General features: G+C 69.7%; 17 protein-coding genes. 9 read left to right on the top strand and 8 right to left on the bottom strand.

What is annotated here, in order from left to right:
* Window positions 1–107: 107 nt before the first annotated feature.
* From ABE438_RS08255 to glyA, 4 genes are all read right to left on the bottom strand, one after another.
* Complete coding sequence (locus tag ABE438_RS08255) at window positions 108–755, bottom strand: riboflavin synthase (RefSeq protein WP_346502102.1); 648 nt, start codon at window positions 753–755, stop codon at window positions 108–110.
* Window positions 755–1,885: a bifunctional diaminohydroxyphosphoribosylaminopyrimidine deaminase/5-amino-6-(5-phosphoribosylamino)uracil reductase RibD gene (ribD, locus tag ABE438_RS08250; RefSeq protein ID WP_346502101.1), complete on the bottom strand. Its 1,131-nt coding sequence runs from the start codon at window positions 1,883–1,885 to the stop codon at window positions 755–757. Before ribD ends, ABE438_RS08255 begins: the two co-directional genes overlap by 1 nt.
* Window positions 1,878–2,393, bottom strand: coding sequence for a transcriptional regulator NrdR (gene nrdR / locus ABE438_RS08245; protein ID WP_346502120.1), 516 nt, complete (start codon window positions 2,391–2,393; stop codon window positions 1,878–1,880). Before nrdR ends, ribD begins: the two co-directional genes overlap by 8 nt.
* 67 nt (window positions 2,394–2,460) lie before the next feature.
* The gene (gene glyA / locus ABE438_RS08240; RefSeq protein ID WP_346502100.1) at window positions 2,461–3,756 is read right to left on the bottom strand and encodes a serine hydroxymethyltransferase; all 1,296 of its coding nucleotides are present in this window, start codon (window positions 3,754–3,756) and stop codon (window positions 2,461–2,463) included.
* A gap of 455 nt (window positions 3,757–4,211) precedes the next feature.
* Here glyA and ABE438_RS08235 point away from each other — a divergent pair, with 455 nt between their 5' ends.
* The gene (locus ABE438_RS08235; RefSeq protein WP_346502099.1) at window positions 4,212–7,313 is read left to right on the top strand and encodes an autotransporter outer membrane beta-barrel domain-containing protein; all 3,102 of its coding nucleotides are present in this window, start codon (window positions 4,212–4,214) and stop codon (window positions 7,311–7,313) included.
* A 327-nt stretch (window positions 7,314–7,640) separates the two neighbouring features.
* On the opposite strand, the gene ABE438_RS08230 is transcribed toward ABE438_RS08235, so the two are convergent.
* The 4 genes from ABE438_RS08230 to ABE438_RS08215 form a co-directional block, all read right to left on the bottom strand.
* Complete coding sequence (locus tag ABE438_RS08230; RefSeq protein WP_346502098.1) at window positions 7,641–8,882, bottom strand: L,D-transpeptidase family protein; 1,242 nt, start codon at window positions 8,880–8,882, stop codon at window positions 7,641–7,643.
* Window positions 8,883–9,155: 273 nt separating this feature from the next.
* Window positions 9,156–9,665: a transcriptional regulator LdtR gene (gene ldtR / locus ABE438_RS08225; RefSeq protein ID WP_346502097.1), complete on the bottom strand. Its 510-nt coding sequence runs from the start codon at window positions 9,663–9,665 to the stop codon at window positions 9,156–9,158.
* A 210-nt stretch (window positions 9,666–9,875) separates the two neighbouring features.
* The gene (locus tag ABE438_RS08220) at window positions 9,876–10,325 is read right to left on the bottom strand and encodes a DUF6163 family protein (protein ID WP_346502096.1); all 450 of its coding nucleotides are present in this window, start codon (window positions 10,323–10,325) and stop codon (window positions 9,876–9,878) included.
* Window position 10,326: 1 nt separating this feature from the next.
* Complete coding sequence (locus ABE438_RS08215) at window positions 10,327–11,382, bottom strand: enoyl-CoA hydratase/isomerase family protein (protein WP_346502095.1); 1,056 nt, start codon at window positions 11,380–11,382, stop codon at window positions 10,327–10,329.
* Between the two features lie 316 nt (window positions 11,383–11,698).
* Between ABE438_RS08215 and hemB the strand changes: the two genes are divergently transcribed.
* The 8 genes from hemB (at window position 11,699) to ABE438_RS08175 (ending at window position 18,314) form a co-directional block, all read left to right on the top strand.
* A complete protein-coding gene (gene hemB, locus ABE438_RS08210; RefSeq protein ID WP_346502119.1) occupies window positions 11,699–12,667 on the top strand; it encodes a porphobilinogen synthase in 969 nt (322 codons plus the stop codon).
* Between the two features lie 117 nt (window positions 12,668–12,784).
* A complete protein-coding gene (locus tag ABE438_RS08205; protein WP_346502094.1) occupies window positions 12,785–13,177 on the top strand; it encodes a hypothetical protein in 393 nt (130 codons plus the stop codon).
* 149 nt (window positions 13,178–13,326) lie between these two features.
* Window positions 13,327–14,574, top strand: a complete 1,248-nt coding sequence (locus ABE438_RS08200) for a threonine ammonia-lyase (RefSeq protein WP_346502093.1) — start codon at window positions 13,327–13,329, stop codon at window positions 14,572–14,574.
* A gap of 68 nt (window positions 14,575–14,642) precedes the next feature.
* Complete coding sequence (locus ABE438_RS08195) at window positions 14,643–15,116, top strand: RDD family protein (RefSeq protein WP_346502092.1); 474 nt, start codon at window positions 14,643–14,645, stop codon at window positions 15,114–15,116.
* Between the two features lie 73 nt (window positions 15,117–15,189).
* On the top strand, window positions 15,190–15,936 hold the full coding sequence (locus tag ABE438_RS08190; protein WP_346502091.1) for an arginyltransferase: 747 nt from the start codon (window positions 15,190–15,192) through the stop codon (window positions 15,934–15,936).
* 147 nt (window positions 15,937–16,083) lie between these two features.
* Entirely contained in the window at window positions 16,084–16,731 is a 648-nt protein-coding gene (locus ABE438_RS08185) for an RraA family protein (protein ID WP_346502090.1), read from the top strand.
* Window positions 16,732–16,803: 72 nt separating this feature from the next.
* Window positions 16,804–17,118, top strand: a complete 315-nt coding sequence (locus tag ABE438_RS08180; protein WP_346502089.1) for a UxaA family hydrolase — start codon at window positions 16,804–16,806, stop codon at window positions 17,116–17,118.
* Entirely contained in the window at window positions 17,115–18,314 is a 1,200-nt protein-coding gene (locus ABE438_RS08175; protein WP_346502088.1) for a UxaA family hydrolase, read from the top strand. Before ABE438_RS08180 ends, ABE438_RS08175 begins: the two co-directional genes overlap by 4 nt.
* Window positions 18,315–18,420 lie beyond the last annotated feature (106 nt).

The following is an 18,420-nucleotide window of genomic DNA, read 5'->3' as shown; positions in this document are numbered from 1 at the left end:
TTGTCGACTTTTTTGGGTCTCCCCCACCCCCCCCAACACCCCCCCCCCCCCCCCCCCCCCCCGCCACACGGACGCCCCGGATCGGGCGCCGTGCCTCGGCGCCGGCTTTAGCCGCCCGGGCGCGCCTCCGCAAGCCGCGCAGCATAGCGGGCCATCAGATCGACCTCGACATGGACGCCGTCGCCGACCTTGCGCTCGCCCCAGGTGGTGACGCTGAAGGAGTGCGGAATCAGCAGCACGGTGAAGACGTCGTCCTCGACCGTGTTGACGGTCAGCGAGGTGCCGTCGAGGCAGATCGAGCCCTTCGCGGCGATGAAGCGGGCGAGCCCCTGCGGCGCACGGATGTGGAAGCGCGCCGTCGCGCCCCAGGGCTCGTCCGGATCGGGCGCGATCGCGTCGATCTTCAGGATCCGGCCGACGCCGTCGACATGGCCGGTCACCAGATGGCCGCCGAGCTCGTCGCCCATCTTCAGCGAGCGCTCAAGATTGATGCGGGTGCCGGCCGCCCAGTCGGCGACCGAGGTCTTGGCCAGCGTCTCGGCCGCGGCCTCGACCTGGAAGGCGCAGCCCGGCGCACCGTCCGGCCGCGGCTTGAGCGCGGTGACGGTGAGGCAGACGCCGGCGCAGCAGATCGAGGCGCCTAGCTCGATGCCGGATGCCTCCCACGGGCAGGCGATGTCGAACTGGCGCAGGCTGGGGCCCTTGACCTCGGCGCGCGTGACTTCGCCGATGGCGGTGACGATGCCGGTGAACATCAGACGATCCTCGTGAACTGCTGGAAGCTGTCGCGGCCGACGAGACCGCTCTCCGCCGGGGCGTAGATGTCGGGATCGGCGAGCAGGGCCGCAAGACCCGGCCGCACCGCGACGACGCCTTGCGCCCCGAGCGCCTGCGGGGAGGTGGTGACGATGACCTCGTCGGCGAGCCCGGCGAGCGCGAGCTGCTCGCCGATGGTCGGGCCGCCTTCCGAGAAGACGCGGGTGATGCCGCGCAGCGCCAGCAGCTCCAGCGCCGCACGCAGATCGAGCTGGCCGTCGGGCCCGCGCCCGACGCGCATGACCTCGCAGCCGGCGGCGACGAGCGCGATCTCGGCGGCGACCGGGGCGTCCTCCGCGGCGATAACCCAGACGGGCACGTCCTGCGCGCCGCGCACGAGCTTTGAGGCGAGCGGCAGGCGCAGCCGGCTGTCGAGCACCACGCGCACCGGCGAGCGGATCTCCAGCCCCGGCAGGCGCACCGTGAGCAGCGGATCGTCGGCCAGCACGGTGCCGATGCCGAGCATGATCGCGTCATGGCTGGCGCGCAGGCGGTGGACCCAGTCGCCGGCTTCCGGCGAGGAGATCGCGAGGCGCGTGCCGCCCGGCCCGCCGGCATAACCGTCGGCGGTGCGGGCGACCTTGAAGGTTACCATGGGCCGCCCTTGGGTGACGCGCAGGATATGGCCGCGATGGCTGCGCAGCGCCTCTGCGGCGAGCACGCCGGTCACCACCTCGATCCCGGCGGTGCGCAGGATGGCGTGGCCGAGGCCGGCGATCATCGGGTTGGGATCGGCGATGGCCGAGACGACGCGGGCGACGCCGGCGCGCATGGTACGCTCGACGCAAGGGGTGCCGCCGCGCACGGTGCGGTGCGAGCAGGGTTCGAGCGTGACATAGAGCGTGCCGCCCGCCGCGAGCGCCCCCGCCTGCTCGAAGGCCATGGCCTCGCCATGCGGACGCCCGCCGGGCTGGGTATGTCCCTCGCCCACCACCACCGGACCGTCCGGCCCGGGGCGCACCACGACGGCGCCGACGGAGGGGTTGGGCCAGGTCTGGCCGAGGCCGCGCGCGCCGAGCGCCAGCGCGCGGCGCATGAAGGCGACGTCGTCGCTCTCCGCCTCAGCCATCGTCGCCCGGCGTCGGGGCCGGCCTGGCGGCCGTCTTGTCCTGCACGGCCTCGGGATCCTCGCCGCCGAGCTGGCCGAGGATCTGCTCGAAGTCGCGCGCCTCGCGGAAGTTCTTGTAGACCGAGGCGAAGCGGACATAGGCGATGTCGTCGAGCGACTTCAGCCCTTCCATCACCAGTTCGCCGATGGTGGAGCTGGCGATGTCGCTCTCGCCCGAGCTTTCGAGCTGGCGCACGATGCCGTTGACCATGCGCTCCACCCGCTCGGGCGCCACCGCGCGCTTGCGCAGCGCCACGTCGATCGAGGTCTGGAGCTTGTCTCGGTCAAAGGGCGCGCGCCGTCCGGAGCGCTTGACCACGGTGAGTTCGCGCAGCTGCACGCGCTCGAAGGTGGTGAAGCGGCCGCCGCAATCGGGGCATACGCGCCGGCGCCGGATCGAGGCGTGATCGTCGGTCGGCCGGGAATCCTTCACCTGGGTGTCGAGCGAACCGCAATAGGGACAGCGCATCACGACCTCTCCGGCCAGGGGGCCCGGCGGGCGGCCACACGAGCGGCCGCCCTGCCCTGCATCGGCTTCAATAGATCGGGAAGCGCGCCGTCAGGGCGATCGCCCGCGCCTTCACCGCCTGCTCGACCGCGGCATTGCCCTCCTCGCCATTGGCGGCGAGGCCGTCCAGCGTCTCGGCGATAAGCTCGCCGACCTGACGGAACTCGGCGACGCCGAAGCCGCGCGAGGTGGCGGCCGGCGTGCCCAGGCGGATGCCCGAGGTCACCATCGGCTTCTCGGGATCGAAGGGAATGCCGTTCTTGTTGCAGGTGATGTGGGCGCGGCCCAGCGCGGCCTCGGCGGCCTTGCCGGTCAGCTTCTTGGAGCGCAGGTCGACCAGCATCAGGTGGTTGTCGGTGCCGTCGGTGACGAGGTCGAAGCCCTTGGCCTTCAGCGTCTCGGCCAGCGCCTGGGCGTTGGCGACGACGGCATGGGCATAGGCCTTGAACTCGGGCTGCAGCGCCTCGAGGAAGGACACCGCCTTGGCCGCGATGACGTGCATCAGCGGGCCGCCCTGCATGCCGGGGAACACCGCCGAGTTGACCTTCTTGGCGATGGTTTCGTCATTTGTCAGCACCATGCCGCCGCGCGGGCCGCGCAGCGTCTTGTGGGTGGTGGTGGTGACGACATGGGCGTGCGGGAACGGCGACGGATGCGCGCCGCCGGCGACGAGCCCGGCGAAATGGGCTATATCGACCATGAAATAGGCGCCGACCTTGTCGGCGATCTCGCGGAAGCGGGCGAAGTCCCAGTGACGGGCATAGGCCGAGCCGCCGGCGACGATGAGCTTGGGCTTGTGCTCGACCGCCAGACGCTCCATCGCCTCGTAGTCGATCAGCTGGTCGACGACGCAGACGCCGTAATGCACGACGTTGAACCACTTGCCCGACTGGTTGACCGAGGCGCCATGGGTCAGGTGGCCGCCGGCCGCGAGGTCGAGGCCCATGAAGGTGTCGCCGGGCTGCATCAGCGCCATGAACACCGCCTGGTTGGCCTGGCTGCCCGAATTGGGCTGCACATTGGCGAACTGGCAGTCGAACAGCTTGCAGGCGCGCTCGATCGCCAGCTTCTCGGCGATGTCGACGAACTGGCAGCCGCCGTAATAGCGCCGGCCAGGATAGCCCTCGGCGTATTTGTTGGTCATCACCGAGCCCTGGGCCTCGAGCACCGCCTGCGAGACGATGTTCTCCGAGGCGATGAGCTCGATCTCGTCGCGCTGGCGACCGAGTTCCAGCGTGATGGCGCGCGCGATCTCGGGATCGGCGTCGGCGAGCGAGGCGCCGAAGAAGGAGTTGGAGAGATGCTTCGGGGCGGCGTCACTCATGGTCTGCTCCTCGCGCGCGACCCGCGGCGCTGACGACAGCACGGCGAGCCCGACATCGGCACGGTCTTCGACGAACATTGGCCGGGACCCTGCCCCGGCGCCGCCGCGTGCTTAGACCATGGCCGGCAAAAGGGGAATGCGCGATTGCGCGCGCCCCCCTGCACGCGGCGCCGAGGGCCGTTTGAGACGCTGTTGCATGCAAGATACATTCTGCCACATTCTCGCCACGATGCCGCAAGGTCAGCAACTTTCCGTTCGCCGAGACAATGAGCCGTGCAACGAAATGTCTCGGGGCGGCTGTTTCGCCCGATCGATTCGCGCGGGGCCGTGACGACCGGACAGGGCGTCACGATCGGCCAGCAGATTCGGCATTCTCGATGCGGATATTCGCCCCGGGACAATGCCAACGGTCCGAACGGCTCAACTGCCTAGATCGCTACAGGATCCAGACTCGCATGACCGACCGGAGCACTGCCTGGCCGCTCTCCCTGCCCGCGCTCTGCGGCAGTTCCCTGCTCGCACTGGCCATGGCAAGCCCGGCCGTCGCGCAGACCTCGCAATGGACCGGCGCCATTGGCGACAACTGGCGCCAGCCGCTGAACTGGACCGCGGCGCCGAGCAGCCCGAACTCGAACGTCGTCATCGCAAACGGGTTCGGCGACTCACCGCGGCTGGACGGCACGGGCGCGCCCGTGGTCGTTAACAATCTCTTCGTCGGATTCGACAGGAGCGTCGCTGCCCCGCAGCTGACGCTGTCGGCCGGCGCGAGCCTGACCGCGACCAACGCCTCGATCGGCGAGCAGAGCATCAACAACCTCAACGACACCTTGGCGGGCCAAGGCGGGTCGGTGGTGCTCGTTGGAGGCTCGCAGCTGACCGCCGACTACCTCAATATCGGCACCTTCGGCCATGGCAGTGTCACGGTGGCCGACGGCAGCTCGGTGACGGCTAATCTGAGCCTCCATCTCGGCATGCAGCGCAACACCACGACCGGGAGCATCAGCGATGGCAGGCTGGTCGTCACCGGTTCGGGCTCCAACGTGAACGCGAACAACGCCTTTCTCATCGGCCGCTCCGGCGTCGGCGTGGTCGCGGTCCTCGATGGCGGCGCGACCTCGGTCAAGGCGACCACGCTCGGCTACGATGCCGGGGCCTCCGGCACCGTCACGGTCAGCGGCCCGCTCTCACGATGGACCAATACGCAGAACACGACCGAGATCGGCAAGGGCGGCACCGGCGTCTTCACGGTCGAAGGCGGTGCCACAGCCTCGATGGTCGGCAGGATCAACCTCGCGGTCGACAGCGGATCGAGCGGCGACCTGATCGTCCGCGGCGCCAACACCAGCATGACCGCCACTGAGGTGTGGACGGGGGTGCGGGCGACGGGAACGGTCTCCGTCACGCAAGGGGCCAGCCTGTCGGCGTCCCACTTCCTCCTCGGCACCAACAGCTCCGGGGACGGCCGGCTCATCATCGACGGCACAGGAACCACGGTCGGCGCCAGCGTCTACACGCTCATCGGCTGGCAGGGCGTCGGCACGGCGACCATTTCGAACGGCGCCACCCTGAACACCGCCGCGGTCCGCCTCGCCTATTCCGCGGGCAGCCAGGGCACGCTCAACATCGGCGCCGCCATGGGCGCGCCAGCCGTCGCGCCGGGCATCGTCAACGCCACGAGCATCGTGTTCCACGACGGCACCGGGACGATGGTGTTCAACCACACCGCGCCCGACTTCACCCTTGCCTCGACCATCTCGGGCCTCGGCACCATCCACCAGGTCGCGGGCACGACGATCCTGACGGGCAATGGCGCGGCCTTCACCGGTACGACCACGGTCCATGGCGGTTCGCTGATCGTCGGCACGGCCGCCGGCGGCTCGCTGGGCGGCAACGTCTCGGTTCTCGGCGGCGCGACGCTCGGCGGCAGCGGCACGATCGGCGGCAACGTCACCGTCGCCTCGACCGGACGGATCGCGCCCGGCAACTCGGTGGGCACGCTGCGAGTCGGCGGCAATGTCAGCTTCGCAACGGATTCGCTCTACCGCGCCGAGATCGCCGGCCCCTCTGCCGACCTGCTCTCGGTCGGCGGCACCGCGTCACTGGCCGGCACCATGCAGATCGTCGCCGGCGGCGGAACCTATCGCTTCGACACGCCCTATACGGTCCTGCGTGCCGATGGCGGCCGCGCCGGCACCTTCGGCCAGGTCACCACGGAGGGCAGCTTCGGCGTCGGCGTGACCAGCGCCGTGGCGTACGGCGCCAAGACCGTCGACGTCACGCTCAAGGCCGCGCCGCTCGTCCCGATCATCGTTCCGGAACAGCCGGTTACGCCGCAGCCCGGCCAGCCCACGCAGCCCGCGCAGCAGCTGCCGGCCGCCTCGCTCAACGGCGTCTCGGTCGCGGCCGCGATGGACCGTGCGCTCGCCGCCGGCGCGGATCTCTCGTCCTTCTTCCCGATCTACAACAGCAAGGATCCGCAGGCGCTGGCCAACGCGCTCTCGACGCTGACCGGCGAGGTGCACGGCAATGCCGGCGCGCTGGGCAATGTCGCAGCGAACGGCTTCCTGCAGGCGACGCTCGACCCGACTGCGACCGGCCGCGACCCGATGAGCATGCCCGGCCCGGCAGCGGTGGCCTTCTCCTCCTCGCACGCCGCCACCGAACTGCCCGCCGGCAAGGGCCCGCTCGCCGCAGCCCGCGTCATGCCGGACCGGCTCTACAACGCCTGGGGCGCGATCCACGGCAGCAAGAGCCGCGTCGACGGCGATGCCCGCATCGGCTCGCATCGCAGCGAAGGCAGCAGCGGCCATGTCTCGCTCGGCATCGACATGCGGGTGCTGCCCGATACGATCGTCGGCATCGGCGTCTCGGCCGGCGAGGCGCGCAGCAATCTGAGCAACCAGCTCGGCTCGGCCAAGGCGCAGGTACTGCAGGCCGGCCTCTACGGCATGACGCGCATCGGCGATCTCTCGCTCGGCGCCTCGGTCGGCTACGCCTCGGCCGACACCGAGACGCAGCGCGCGATTCCGGCGCTCGGCGCCTTCGGCATCAAGGCGAAGTACCGCTCCGACATCTTCAACGGCCGGCTCGAGGCGGCCTACAAGCTCACCAGCTTCGGCGGCATCGCGGTCTCGCCCTATGCCGCCGTGCTCGGACAGCACCAGCGCACCCCAGCCTTCACGGAATACGACTCGGCGACGGGGGCGGCGGCCGGCGTCAGCATGCGCTCGCGTGCCGGCACGACCGCGCGCAGCGAGCTCGGCCTGCGCCTCGACAGCACGATGACACTGTTCGGCCTGTCGACCACCGCCTTCGCCAAGCTGGGCTGGGGCTACTACTTCCAGCGCGACGGCCGCTTCACCGCGGCGCTGGTCGGCCTGCCGGGCTCCGACTTCGTGATGGAGAGCGCCAAGCCCGACCGCAACGCCGCCCTGGTTTCGACCGGGCTGGAGATCAAGCTCTCCGACTCCGTCACGCTCGGCGGCCGCTTCGACGGGGAATTCTCCGAGAAGGCGCGCAATTTCGGCGGCTCGGCCTCGCTGCGCATCAGCTTCTGAGCGCAGCCGCCCCCCGCTGCGGCCCGCCACGAACGGGCCGCAGGCAGGGCGGAACCATGGCGGGATTCCGGCGTTGACCCTCGCAGACGGAAGAGGGAGGCGCGGATGTTCAGCCTGTTCGAGATTTCGATCGTGATGGCCTGCATCTCGATCCTGGGGTTCCTGATCGCCGACCGGCTGGCCTGAACCGTGCGCTGATCGGCGTTCAATGCCGGCGACGCCACCAAACACCCTGCACCGACATGAAAACGCTCCCGGACCGATGGTCGGGAGCGCTTCGTTTTTGCAGGGGTTTCGCGAGCCGAGGCCGCGAGCCGCCGGTCCGGATCAGATGTCCTGGTCGCCGTCGAGGCGGGCGACCGGCACCGGGCCCAGCCCGTCCTTGTTGTAGATGTCGTCGCGGAACTGGATGCCGCCATCCGGCGTCGCCCAGGCGGTGATGTAGACCCAGTAGCACGGCACCGGATTGGCGATGCGGGCATTGATGCGCTCGCCCGAGGCGATCGTCGCGTCGATCCTGGCGCGATCCCAGCCGGGCGTGTCCTTGAGCAGGAAGGTGATGTAGTCGCGCACGTTCTGCACGCGGATGCAGCCCGAGGAGACGAAGCGGAAATCGTCGCCGAAGATGCCCTTGGCCGGCGTGTCGTGCATGTAGACGCCGTGCGGGCTCGGAATGTTGATGCGCACGAAGCCGAGCGAGTTGAACTCGCCGCCCGGATCCTGCCGGAAGGTGTAGCGGGTCGCCTCGTCGGAATTCCAGTTGACGCGCTCGGGCGCGATCTCGCCGCTGGGGCCGATGATCCTGATCTTGTTCTCGGTCAGGTAGTTCGGCTGCTTGCGCATGATCGGGATCAGATCCTTGCGGATGATCGATGCGGGCACCGTCCAGGTCGGATTGAAGTTGACCTCGGGGATCTTGGTCTGCAGCAGCGGCGACTGGCGGTCGATCTTGCCGACGCCGGCGGCGTGGCGGGTCGCGACATGGCCGTTCTCGACCGTCTCGATCGCCGCGGCCGGGATGTTGGCGACGACGTAGCGGTGGCCGAGATTGCCCGACCAGGTGCGCAGGCGCACGATATTGGTCTCGAGCTGCCGGATGCGCCGGTCGATCGGCACGTTCAGCGCGGTGAGCGTCGCGCGGTTGATGCCGCCGGTGGTCGAGAGGCCCATGCGGGCCTGGAAGCGGCGCACGCCGGCCTCGACATAGGAATCGTAGACGTTGCTGGTGCCGGCGGAGGCGTCGAGATCGCCGGTGACGATCAGGCGCTGGCGCAGCGCCACGACGCCGGGGCCGCGCGAGCCCAGGGCGAGCTTGTCGCGCACCTGGAGGGTCGGCCAGCCGCCACGGGCGGCGAGATCGCGATAGGCCTGCACGGCCTGCTCGGTCGCGGCCAGCGCCGCAGGCGACAGCATGGGCGTGGACGAGCGCAGAACGGCATTGCTCGCACCGACATCGTAGTTCTGGGCCCATTCGGCCTGCTGCGCGAACGCCGGCAGGCTGGCGCCGACGGCGGCGCTCGACAGAAGGGCCAGCACGGTCTCACGACGCGTCAGGCGGATATTCGGCATCAATCGTACCCCTTGGACTTCGCACGCACATAAAGGGCGAATCCGGCAATCCATGATCCCGTGGGGACCAGGGCCGGCTGTCGGGGACGATCCCCTACCACAGTTAATAGCTCATGAGCAGGAGCGAGGCATTTTTGAGGCGATGGCCATGAATTCTCACGGCTTCTTGATAGCGTCCGCGCGATCTCCGCGCTTTTTGCCCGACGGCGGGCGGGGCGTCGGGCGCCCCTCCCCGTGCGACCGGGCCTGGCGGCGGCGGTGCCGCCGGCCGGATCAGAGCTTGTAGCGGATCTGGTCGGTCCAGAAGCGTTCGAGGCGCAGCAGCGCGTTGTTCATGCGCTCGAAGTCGTCGGCCGCGATGCCGCCGATCTGCTCCACCGTGCGGACGTGCTTGTCGTAGACGCCCTTGATGATGTCGTGGACCTCGCGGCCCTTGTCGGTCAGCGAGATGCGCACCGAGCGACGGTCGATCCGCGAGCGGGCATGGTGCAGGAAGCCGAGCTCGACCAGCTTCTTGACGTTGTAGGAGACGTTCGAGCCGAGATAGTAGCCGCGGGTGCGCAGCTCGCTCGCGCTCAGCTCGGCGTCGCCGATATTGTAGAGGAGCAGGGCCTGGACGCTGTTGACGTCGTCGCGGTTGCGGCGCTCGAACTCGTCCTTGATGACGTCGAGCAGACGACGATGCAGACGCTCGACCAGGGTGAGGGACTCAAGGTAAAGCGGCTTCACTTCCAGCTTAACGTCGTCAGACCCAACACGATCAACAGTCTTTACAGTGCTCATCTTCGTATATCCCGCCTGTTGGATGTCGGCCGGGATTTTTCTCCCAGTCCGGTTCTGAGAGACACCCTAGGCGGGGCGGATGAAAACGAGTTTAAATATCAGCGTGAATCGGAGATTTACCCGTTTGGGTGAATCCGAAATGAACCCGAAAACGCTTAAGCTAAAGCGTTTATTACCGTCCCGGCGCGCATTCGCACGGTTGCGGCGGGTTCAGCCGTCGCGGTTTTCCGCCGCCCAGGTGGCCAGGAAATAGGCCGTCATCAGGCCGACATAGCCCGCCACCAGAGCCGGCGAGAGCGGCAGCCAGCGCGGGAAGAAGAAGCCCAGCAGGAGATGGCTCATCGCGGCCAGCAGCCAGAGCACGCCACCCCAGGTCGCGGTCAGCCAGAGGCCGACGGCGGCCACGAGATCGAAAACCGCGAAGTAGACGATGATGGCCTGGAAGGTCAGCGGGCGCGCCTCGAAGGGCGGGCCGGCCTCGGGGCCGAGCCCGAGGATGACGCCCCATTGCGTCAACCCCTTTGCGATCCAGACCAGCGAGAGCAGGCGCAGGAACCAGACGAGCACGCGCCGCCAGCGCGTGGCCACGGCCTTGCTCTCCGGCGCCTGGCCGTCGAGCCCCGGATTGCGCAGAACGTCCCCGTCTCGCAGCACCGCCATCCTAGCGGCCCGGCAGCAGTTCGTCGGGGCCGAGCGGCGCGAAATGCGCCGCGACCGCCGCCGGATCGACTGCCTCGATCGTCGCAGGCTGCCAGACGGGCGACTGGTCCTTGTCGACCAGCACCGCCCTGACGCCCTCGTAGAAGTCATGGCCATGGGCGATGCGGGAGACGACACGGAACTCGGTCGCCATCGCGTCGGCGAAGTCGAGCGCGCCGCCGCGGCGCATCTGCTCGAAGGCGATCGCGACGCTGGTCGGCGACTTGGTGCGCAGGGTCGCGAGCGTCTTCGCGGCGAAGGCGTCGCCCTCGCCAGCCTGCCGCTCCAGCGCGGCGATGAGCTCCTGCAGGGTTTCCGCGCCGAAGCAGTCGGCGATCACCAGCGCCGAGGCGGCGAGCTTCACCTCGCCGGGCTCCGCCGCGAAGGCGGCGAGAATCGTCTCGACCGGCTCCGGCCCCGTCAGCGCCTGCGACAGCTCGGCGATTCGGGCGGAGCCGACGGCATGGCTGGCGATTCCCAGCGCGACCGCGTCGCCCTGGCCGATCCGGTCGCCGGTCAGGGCGAGATAGACGCCGGCGGCGCCCGGCAGGCGCGGCAACGCATAGGTCGCGCCGACATCCGGGAAGAAGCCGATGCCGACCTCGGGCATGGCGAAGAGATAGCGCTCGCCTGCGACGCGATGGCTGCCGTGCAGCGAGAGTCCGACGCCGCCGCCCATGACGATGCCGTCGACCAGCGAGACATAGGGCTTGGAATAGCTCTGGATGCGCAGGTTGAGCAGGTATTCCTCGCGCCAGAACGACAGCATCTCGGCATGGCGGCCGGCCTTGCCGAGGTCGTGCAGGGTGCGGATGTCGCCGCCGGCGCAGAAGGCCTTGCCGCCGGCGCCCTCGACGACGATGCGGGTCACCGCCGGATCGCGCTCCCAGGCGTCCAGCGCGCGCGTCAGCTCGCGCACCATCGGCAGGTTGAGGGCGTTGAGCGCCTTGGGGCGGTTGAGCAGGACGTGCCCGGCCGCGCCGCGCACCTCGCAGATGATTTCGGGTTCGTCAGTCATTCGCGTCGCGCTCGCCTCCCGGACCACGCCCCGTGTTTGCGGGCTGGCCGCGACGCTTGTCAACGCGCGCAGGCGCACGCCGCGGTCGCGCACCGCCGTGCAGGCCAGAAAGAGCGAGCAGGCACGCCATGCGACCATTCCTCCTGTTTTGGAATGGTTCCGATGTGCTAAGAGCGATCACACGCGACGGGCAGGTAGCCGGCTGTGCGCGGAGGCATCGATGACATCACGAGCGGTTCACCCCCTTCTCGCCCCGCAGGCGCGCCAGTCCGGCACCGCGATCGACACCCAGGCCTCGCTCGGCCTGACGCGCCGCATGCGCCGCAACCGCAAGAGCGACTGGTCGCGCCGGCTGGTCCGCGAGAACCGCCTGACCACCGACGACCTGATCTGGCCGCTCTTCCTGATCGATTCGAGCGAGGCGACCTCGCCCGTCGCCTGGATGCCGGGCGTCGAGCGCCTGAACATCGACGAGGCGGTGCGCCGCGCGGTCGAGGCCGCCTCGCTGGGCATTCCGGCGATCGCGCCCTTTCCCTTCGTCGAGCGCTCGCTGCGCGACGCCACCGGCTCCGAGGCCCTGAACAGCCGCAACCTGATGTGCCGCGCCGTGCGCGCCATCAAGGCCGAGGTGCCCAATCTCGGCATCATCTGCGACGCCGCGCTCGATCCCTACACCTCCCACGGCCATGACGGGGTGATGTCGGGCGAGACCATCCTCAACGACGCCAGCGTCCAGATTCTGGTGCAACAGTCCCTGGCGCTGGCCGATGCCGGCGCCGACGTGATCGCCCCCTCCGACATGATGGACGGCCGCGTCGCGGCGATCCGCTCCGCGCTCGACGGCGACGGGCACGAGGACGTGCAGATCATGGCCTATTCGGCCAAGTACGCCTCGGCCTATTACGGCCCGTTCCGCGACGCGATCGGCACCAATGCGACGCTGATCGGCGACAAGCGCACCTACCAGATGGACCCGGCCAACAGCGACGAGGCCATCGCCGAGGTGGCGCTCGATCTCGAGGAAGGCGCCGACATGGTCATGGTCAAGCCGGGCCTGCCCTATCTCGACGTGATCGCGCGGGTGAAGGACACCTTCCGCGTGCCGACCTTCGCCTACCAAGTCTCGGGTGAGTACGCGATGATCATGGCCGCTGCCAATAATGGCTGGCTCGACGGCGACCGGGCGATGACCGAGAGCCTGCTCGCCTTCAAGCGCGCCGGCGCCGACGGGGTGCTGACCTATTTCGCGCCGCGCGTCGCCAAGGCGCTCGCCGAGCAGCGCTGAGCCGCTTCGCCCGTCTTCCGGCCCGGGCGCCACGGCCGCGATCCATGCCGTTGCCCGCACGACAGCCCTGCCCGGAGCGCGTTCCGCATTCCGGGCCGATGCGATAGCCTGACGGCGATGCGCGCGCTCGCCCTCCCCCTCCTGCTGGCCGTCCCGCTCGCCGGCTGCAGCGCGTCCTTCGACGCCGCGCAGGTCCGCGCCTGCCGGCTGGCGATTCCCGCCCTCAATCCGGGGACGCGGATCGAGGTCGAGCGCTCTGGCCCCGGCCCGCGCCGCGGTATCCTGCGGATCGTCTACACGGTGGAGGAACCGTCGCGCCCGCTGCGCCGGCGCACGATCGACTGCGTCTTCGCCGGCGATGGCGGTTCGCTGCCGCGCGGCGCGCTCGCCGGCGTCGCCTCGGACGGCATCCCGATGGCGGAGGCGAGCTTCCTGCTGCTGCGCCGCTTCTATCTGGAGGACCGGGCCGAGCCGCCGGTGGATCCCGGCCCGCCCCGCACCGGCAAATAGGCGATCCGCAGCCGGGCCGGCGCCGATCGCTCTCGTCGCGCGCGACGGAGCGGGCTATAGCTCGCCGCATGGCGACGGCTCACGCGACCATCCACCCGCGACGGTGGCGCGCACCGAGCGCCCGGCTCGAACCGCTCGGGGATTTCCGCGTGACCGACACCGCCTTCGCGATCAGCCTCGCAGATGTCGAGGCGGCCGCACGGACCATTGCCGGCCATGTGCTGGAGACGCCGCTGGTGCCGTCGCCGCGCCTGTCGGCCCTCACCGGCGCCGAGGTCTTCGTCAAGCACGAGAACATGCAGGCGACCGCCTCCTTCAAGGAGCGCGGCGCGGTGAACAAGCTGCTCAGGCTGAGCGACGCGGAGAAGCGTCGCGGCGTCGTCGCCATGTCGGCCGGCAACCACGCCCAAGCCGTCGCCTATCACGCGCGCCGCTTCGGCATCCCGGCGACCATCGTCATGCCGGAGCCGACGCCGCTGGTGAAGGTCGAGAACACGCGCGGCCACGGCGCGACGGTGGTGCTGCACGGCGAAACGCTCTACGAGGCCGCCGACGAGGCCCATCGTCTCGCCGGCGAACAGGGGCTGGTCTTCGTCCACCCCTATGACGATCCGGCGGTGATGGCCGGCCAGGGCACGATCGCGCTCGAAATGCTGCGCCAGCGGCCGGATCTCGAGGTGCTGCCCGTGCCGCTCGGCGGCGGCGGGCTGCTGTCCGGCATCGCGGTGGCGGCGCGCGGCCTCAACCCGGCGATCACGCTGATCGGTGTCGAACCGGTGCTCTACCCCTCCTTCCACAATGCGCTGACCGGTGCGGCCCGGCCGATTGGCGGTCCGACGCTGGCTGAAGGCATCGCGGTCAAGACCGTCGGTACCTCGACGCTGCCGATCGTCGGCGCCTGCGCGCAGGACATCGTGCTGGTCGACGAGGACGTGATCGAGCGCGCGGTGAACGCCTTCGCCACGCTGCAGCACACGCTGGCGGAAGGCGCCGGAGCCGCAGGCCTCGCGGCGCTGCTGAAGGAGCCGGAGCGCTATCGCGGCCGCAAGGTCGGGCTGGTGCTCAGCGGCGGCAATATCGATACGCGCCTGCTGGCGGCGATCATGGTGCGCGAACTGGAGCGCGCGCAGCGCATCGCCGCCTTCCGCCTCGCGGCGAGCGACCGGCCGGGGTTCCTCGGCAAGGTGGCGAGCCTGCTCGGCACGCTGGGCGCCAACATCCTCGAGGTCAGCCATGGCCGCCTCTTCCTCGACGTGCCCGCCAAGGGCGTGACGCTCGACGTCACGGTGGAGGCGCGCGACGAGGCGCACACCGCGCAGATCGAGGCGGCGCTGGTGCGCGAGGGCTTCGCGCCGCGCCGGATTCATCCGCGCGGCCTTGCGGAACCGCAGGCCTGACCAAACATTGTGCCCTGGACGATCGAGGGCCGGTCCCGGCCCGGCCCCGTCCCAGGAGAGACCCGACGATGACGAACTCGCCCTATTCCCGCGATCCGGTGGTCGCGCTCGACGACCGGCTGCCGCAGGATACGCGCGGCGTGCTCGGCTCCCGCCTGTTCGCCTGGATCGGCGACGTGGTGGTGCTGTTCGTCCTGACCTGGATCGTGCTGGCGATGCTCGGCATCCTCGGCATCGTCACCTTCGGACTGACCTGGCTGCTGATGGGCGGCGCCGCCGTCTTCGTGCTGCTCGGCTATTCGGCGCTGACGATCGGCGGGCGCAAGCAAGCGACCTTCGGCATGCGCATGGCCGGGCTGCGGGTCGAGACGGTCTCGGGCGGCCGGCCCGACGCGCTCGCCGCCGCCGTGCACGCGCTGTTCTTCTACGTCGCCGCCGGCACGGTGGCGCTCTGGCTGATCGACATCCTCTGCGGGCTGGTCCGCGACGATCGCCGCCTCGGCCACGACATCCTCACCGGCCTGGTGGTGGTGCGGGCCTGAAGCCCGGCTTGTTGCCCTCGCGCCCGGTGCTACACTGGGCGCGAGTACCGGCGTTACCGGGAAGCGAGCGAACGTGACGCGGCATCTGCGGGACGCCCCGCAATTCTACCTAACCGCGCCGAGCCCCTGCCCCTATCTGCCGGGGCGGGAGGAGCGCAAGGTCTTCACCCATCTCGTCGGGCCGCGCGCCCGCGAGATCAACGACATGCTGTCCCAGGGCGGCTTCCGGCGCTCGCAGAGCATCGCCTACCGCCCGGCCTGCGAGACCTGCCGCGCCTGCGTCTCGGTGCGGATCGTGGTCGACGATTTCCGGCCGTCGCGCGGCTTCCGCAAGGTTCTCGCCCGCAATGCCGACCTGATCGGCGAGGTGCTGCCGCCACAGCCGCGCTCGGAGCACTATTCGCTGTTCCGCGGCTATCTCGACGCCCGCCATCCCGATGGCGGCATGGCCTCGATGTCGGCGCTCGATTTCGCGATGATGGTCGAGGACACCCATGTCGAGACCAGCCTGATCGAATACCGCCGCCGCGGCCCCGACAGCGGCTTCACCGGGCGCGGCACGGGCGACCTCTACGGCTTCGCCCTGACCGACCGGCTCTCGGACGGGCTGTCCATGGTCTATTCGGTCTATGATCCGGACCTTGAGCCGCGCTCGCTCGGCAGCTTCATGGTGCTCGACCATGTCGCCCGCGCCCGCAAGCTCGGCCTGCCCTATGTCTATCTCGGCTACTGGGTCGAGGGCTCGGAGAAGATGGGTTACAAGGCCCGTTTCCTGCCGCAGGAACGGCTTTCGCCGCAGGGCTGGGAACGGGCTGAGTAGGCCGCGACCGGGCATGCCAGCGCCGCCTCCCAAAGCGTTTCGCAGGCGCATCGCCGTCCTGCGCGATCCGCCCTTGCCGCCGTCCGCGAGGCACCCCACTCTCCGCCGCGACGGCCGCGGGCAAGCGGCGGCCGCAACGGAGGAAACATGACCGACCAACTGACCCAGCGCCTGGAGAAGTGCTACACCGGCGTCGTCCACGACGTGATGCGCGGCATGGGCCTCAAGGACTTCACCCTGCCCCCGGCGCTGCGCCCGCTCCTGCCCGGCCAGACCCTGGCGGGGCCGGCCTTCACCGTCGAGGGCAAGACCGGCGAGTTCGATTCCCACGAGACGCTGCTCGGCTGGACCGGCCTGCTCTCCGCCGCCAAGCCCGGCCATGTCTGGGTCTGCCAGCCCAACACCGAGGAGGTCGCGCTGATGGGCGAGCTCTCGGCCGAGACGCTGAAGAACAAGGGCGTGCGCGGCTGTGTCATCGACGGGCTGTCGCGCGACAACGAGTTCATGATCGAGATGGGCTTCCAGGTCTATTTCAAGGCCTATACGCCGCGCGACATCGTCGGCGCCTGGCTGCCCAAGGCCGTCGACGAGCCGGTCAAGATCGGCGACGTCTGGATCCGCCCCGGCGACTACATCCTGGCCGATCGCGACGGCGTGGTGCGCATTCCCTCGGAGATCATCGAGGAGGTGCTCGACAAGTCCGAGACCGCGATCTCGACCGAGAACAAGGTCCGCACCGCGATCCTGGCCGGGACCGACCCGCAGCAGGCCTATCTGCAGTACGGCAAGTTCTGACGCAACGCTTCCCGCCCGCCAGCATCCCGGCCTGCGCCGGCGGTGCCGGCGGGCCTCATACCGGACCGACCCATGAGCCACGATCCCCGCCTGATCCTGCTCGATCCGCGCGACAACGTGCTGGTGGCGCGCCAGCGCCTCGCCGCCGGCGAGACCATCGCGACGGGCGCCGGGTCGGGCACCACCGACACCGCCATTGCGCTCGCCCATAAGGTCGCGCGAAGCGCCATCGCGGCCGGCGACAAGATCCTGAAATACGGCGCGCCGATCGGCGTGGCGACGCAGGCCGTCGCCGCGGGCGCGCATGTCCATGTCCACAACATGCGCAGCGACTATACGCCGACCCATCATCTCGAGGACGAGCGCAAGGCGGGAGCCGCGTCATGAGCGAACTCAGGGGCTACCTCCGCAGCGACGGCCGCAAGGGCATCCGCAACGTCGTCGCCGTCGCCTATCTCGTCGAGTGCGCGCACCATGTCGCGCGAGAGATCGCCCTGCCCTGGCGCGAGAACGAGGTCCACGCCATCGGCTTCCCGGGCTGCTACCCCAACGCCTATGCCGACCGGATGATGGAGCGGCTGTGCACCCATCCCAATGTCGGGGCGGTGCTGCTCGTCTCGCTCGGCTGCGAGAGCTTCAACAAATACGCGCTGGAGCGCGCCGTCCGGGCCAGCGGCCGGCCGGTCAAGACCATCGTCATCCAGGGCACCGGCGGCACGCGTGCCTCGATCCGCCAGGGGCGGGCCTGGGTCGAGGAGCAGCGCCTGGCGCTCGACGCGGCCGAGACCGTGCCGATGGCGGTGAGCGAACTGGTGATCGGCACGGTCTGCGGCGGCTCCGACGGCACTTCCGGCATCACCGGAAACCCGGCGGCCGGGCGCGCCTTCGACCAGCTGATCGCCGAAGGCGCCGCCTGCATCTTCGAGGAGACCGGCGAGCTGATCGGCTGCGAGCACATCATGGCCGCGCGTGCCGTCACGCCGGAACTCGGCCGCGTGCTGGAAGGTTCGGTCGCCAAGGCCGCGCGCTATTACGCGACGCTCGGCTACGGCTCCTTCGCCGCCGGCAATGCCGAGGGCGGGCTCTCCACCATCGAGGAGAAGTCGATGGGCGCCTATGCCAAGTCGGGCGCCTCGCCGATCTCGGGCCTGCTCAAGCCCGGCGACGTGCCGCCGCGCGGCGGGCTTTATCTGCTCGACGTGGTGCCGGACGGCGAGGTCCGCTTCGGCTTCCCCAATATCAACGACAATGCCGAGATCGCCGAATTGATCGCCTGCGGCGCGCATTGCGTGCTGTTCGTCACCGGGCGCGGCTCGGTGGTCGGCTCGGCGATCTCGCCCGTGGTGAAGATCTGCGCCAATCCGGAGACCTATCGCCGGATGAGCGAGGACATGGACGTCGATGCCGGGCGGATCCTCGAAGGCCGCGCCGGCCTCGACGAGGTCGGCACCGAGATCCGCGACCTCGTGGTCTCGCTGGCGCAGGGCGCCCGCACCAAGTCCGAGGAACTCGGCCATCAGGAATTCATCCTGACCTACAAGAGCTTCGAGCCGCTCGGCCCCGCCTGCCTGCCGGCGACTTGACCAAGCGTTAACGACGCGCAGCGGCGCCCTTGGCGGGCGCCGCCGCCTTAAGACTTAATCAAAGCCGGACATGGTTGAGTGCGCTCGCGGGCAGAAGGCCCGGCCG

This window comes from Allobosea sp. TWI1241 (genome assembly GCF_039673065.1).
Taxonomy (GTDB): Bacteria; Pseudomonadota; Alphaproteobacteria; order Rhizobiales; family Beijerinckiaceae; genus Allobosea.
Note: the sequence above shows the minus strand (reverse complement) of the source record. Positions and strands in the feature narration are given on the sequence as shown.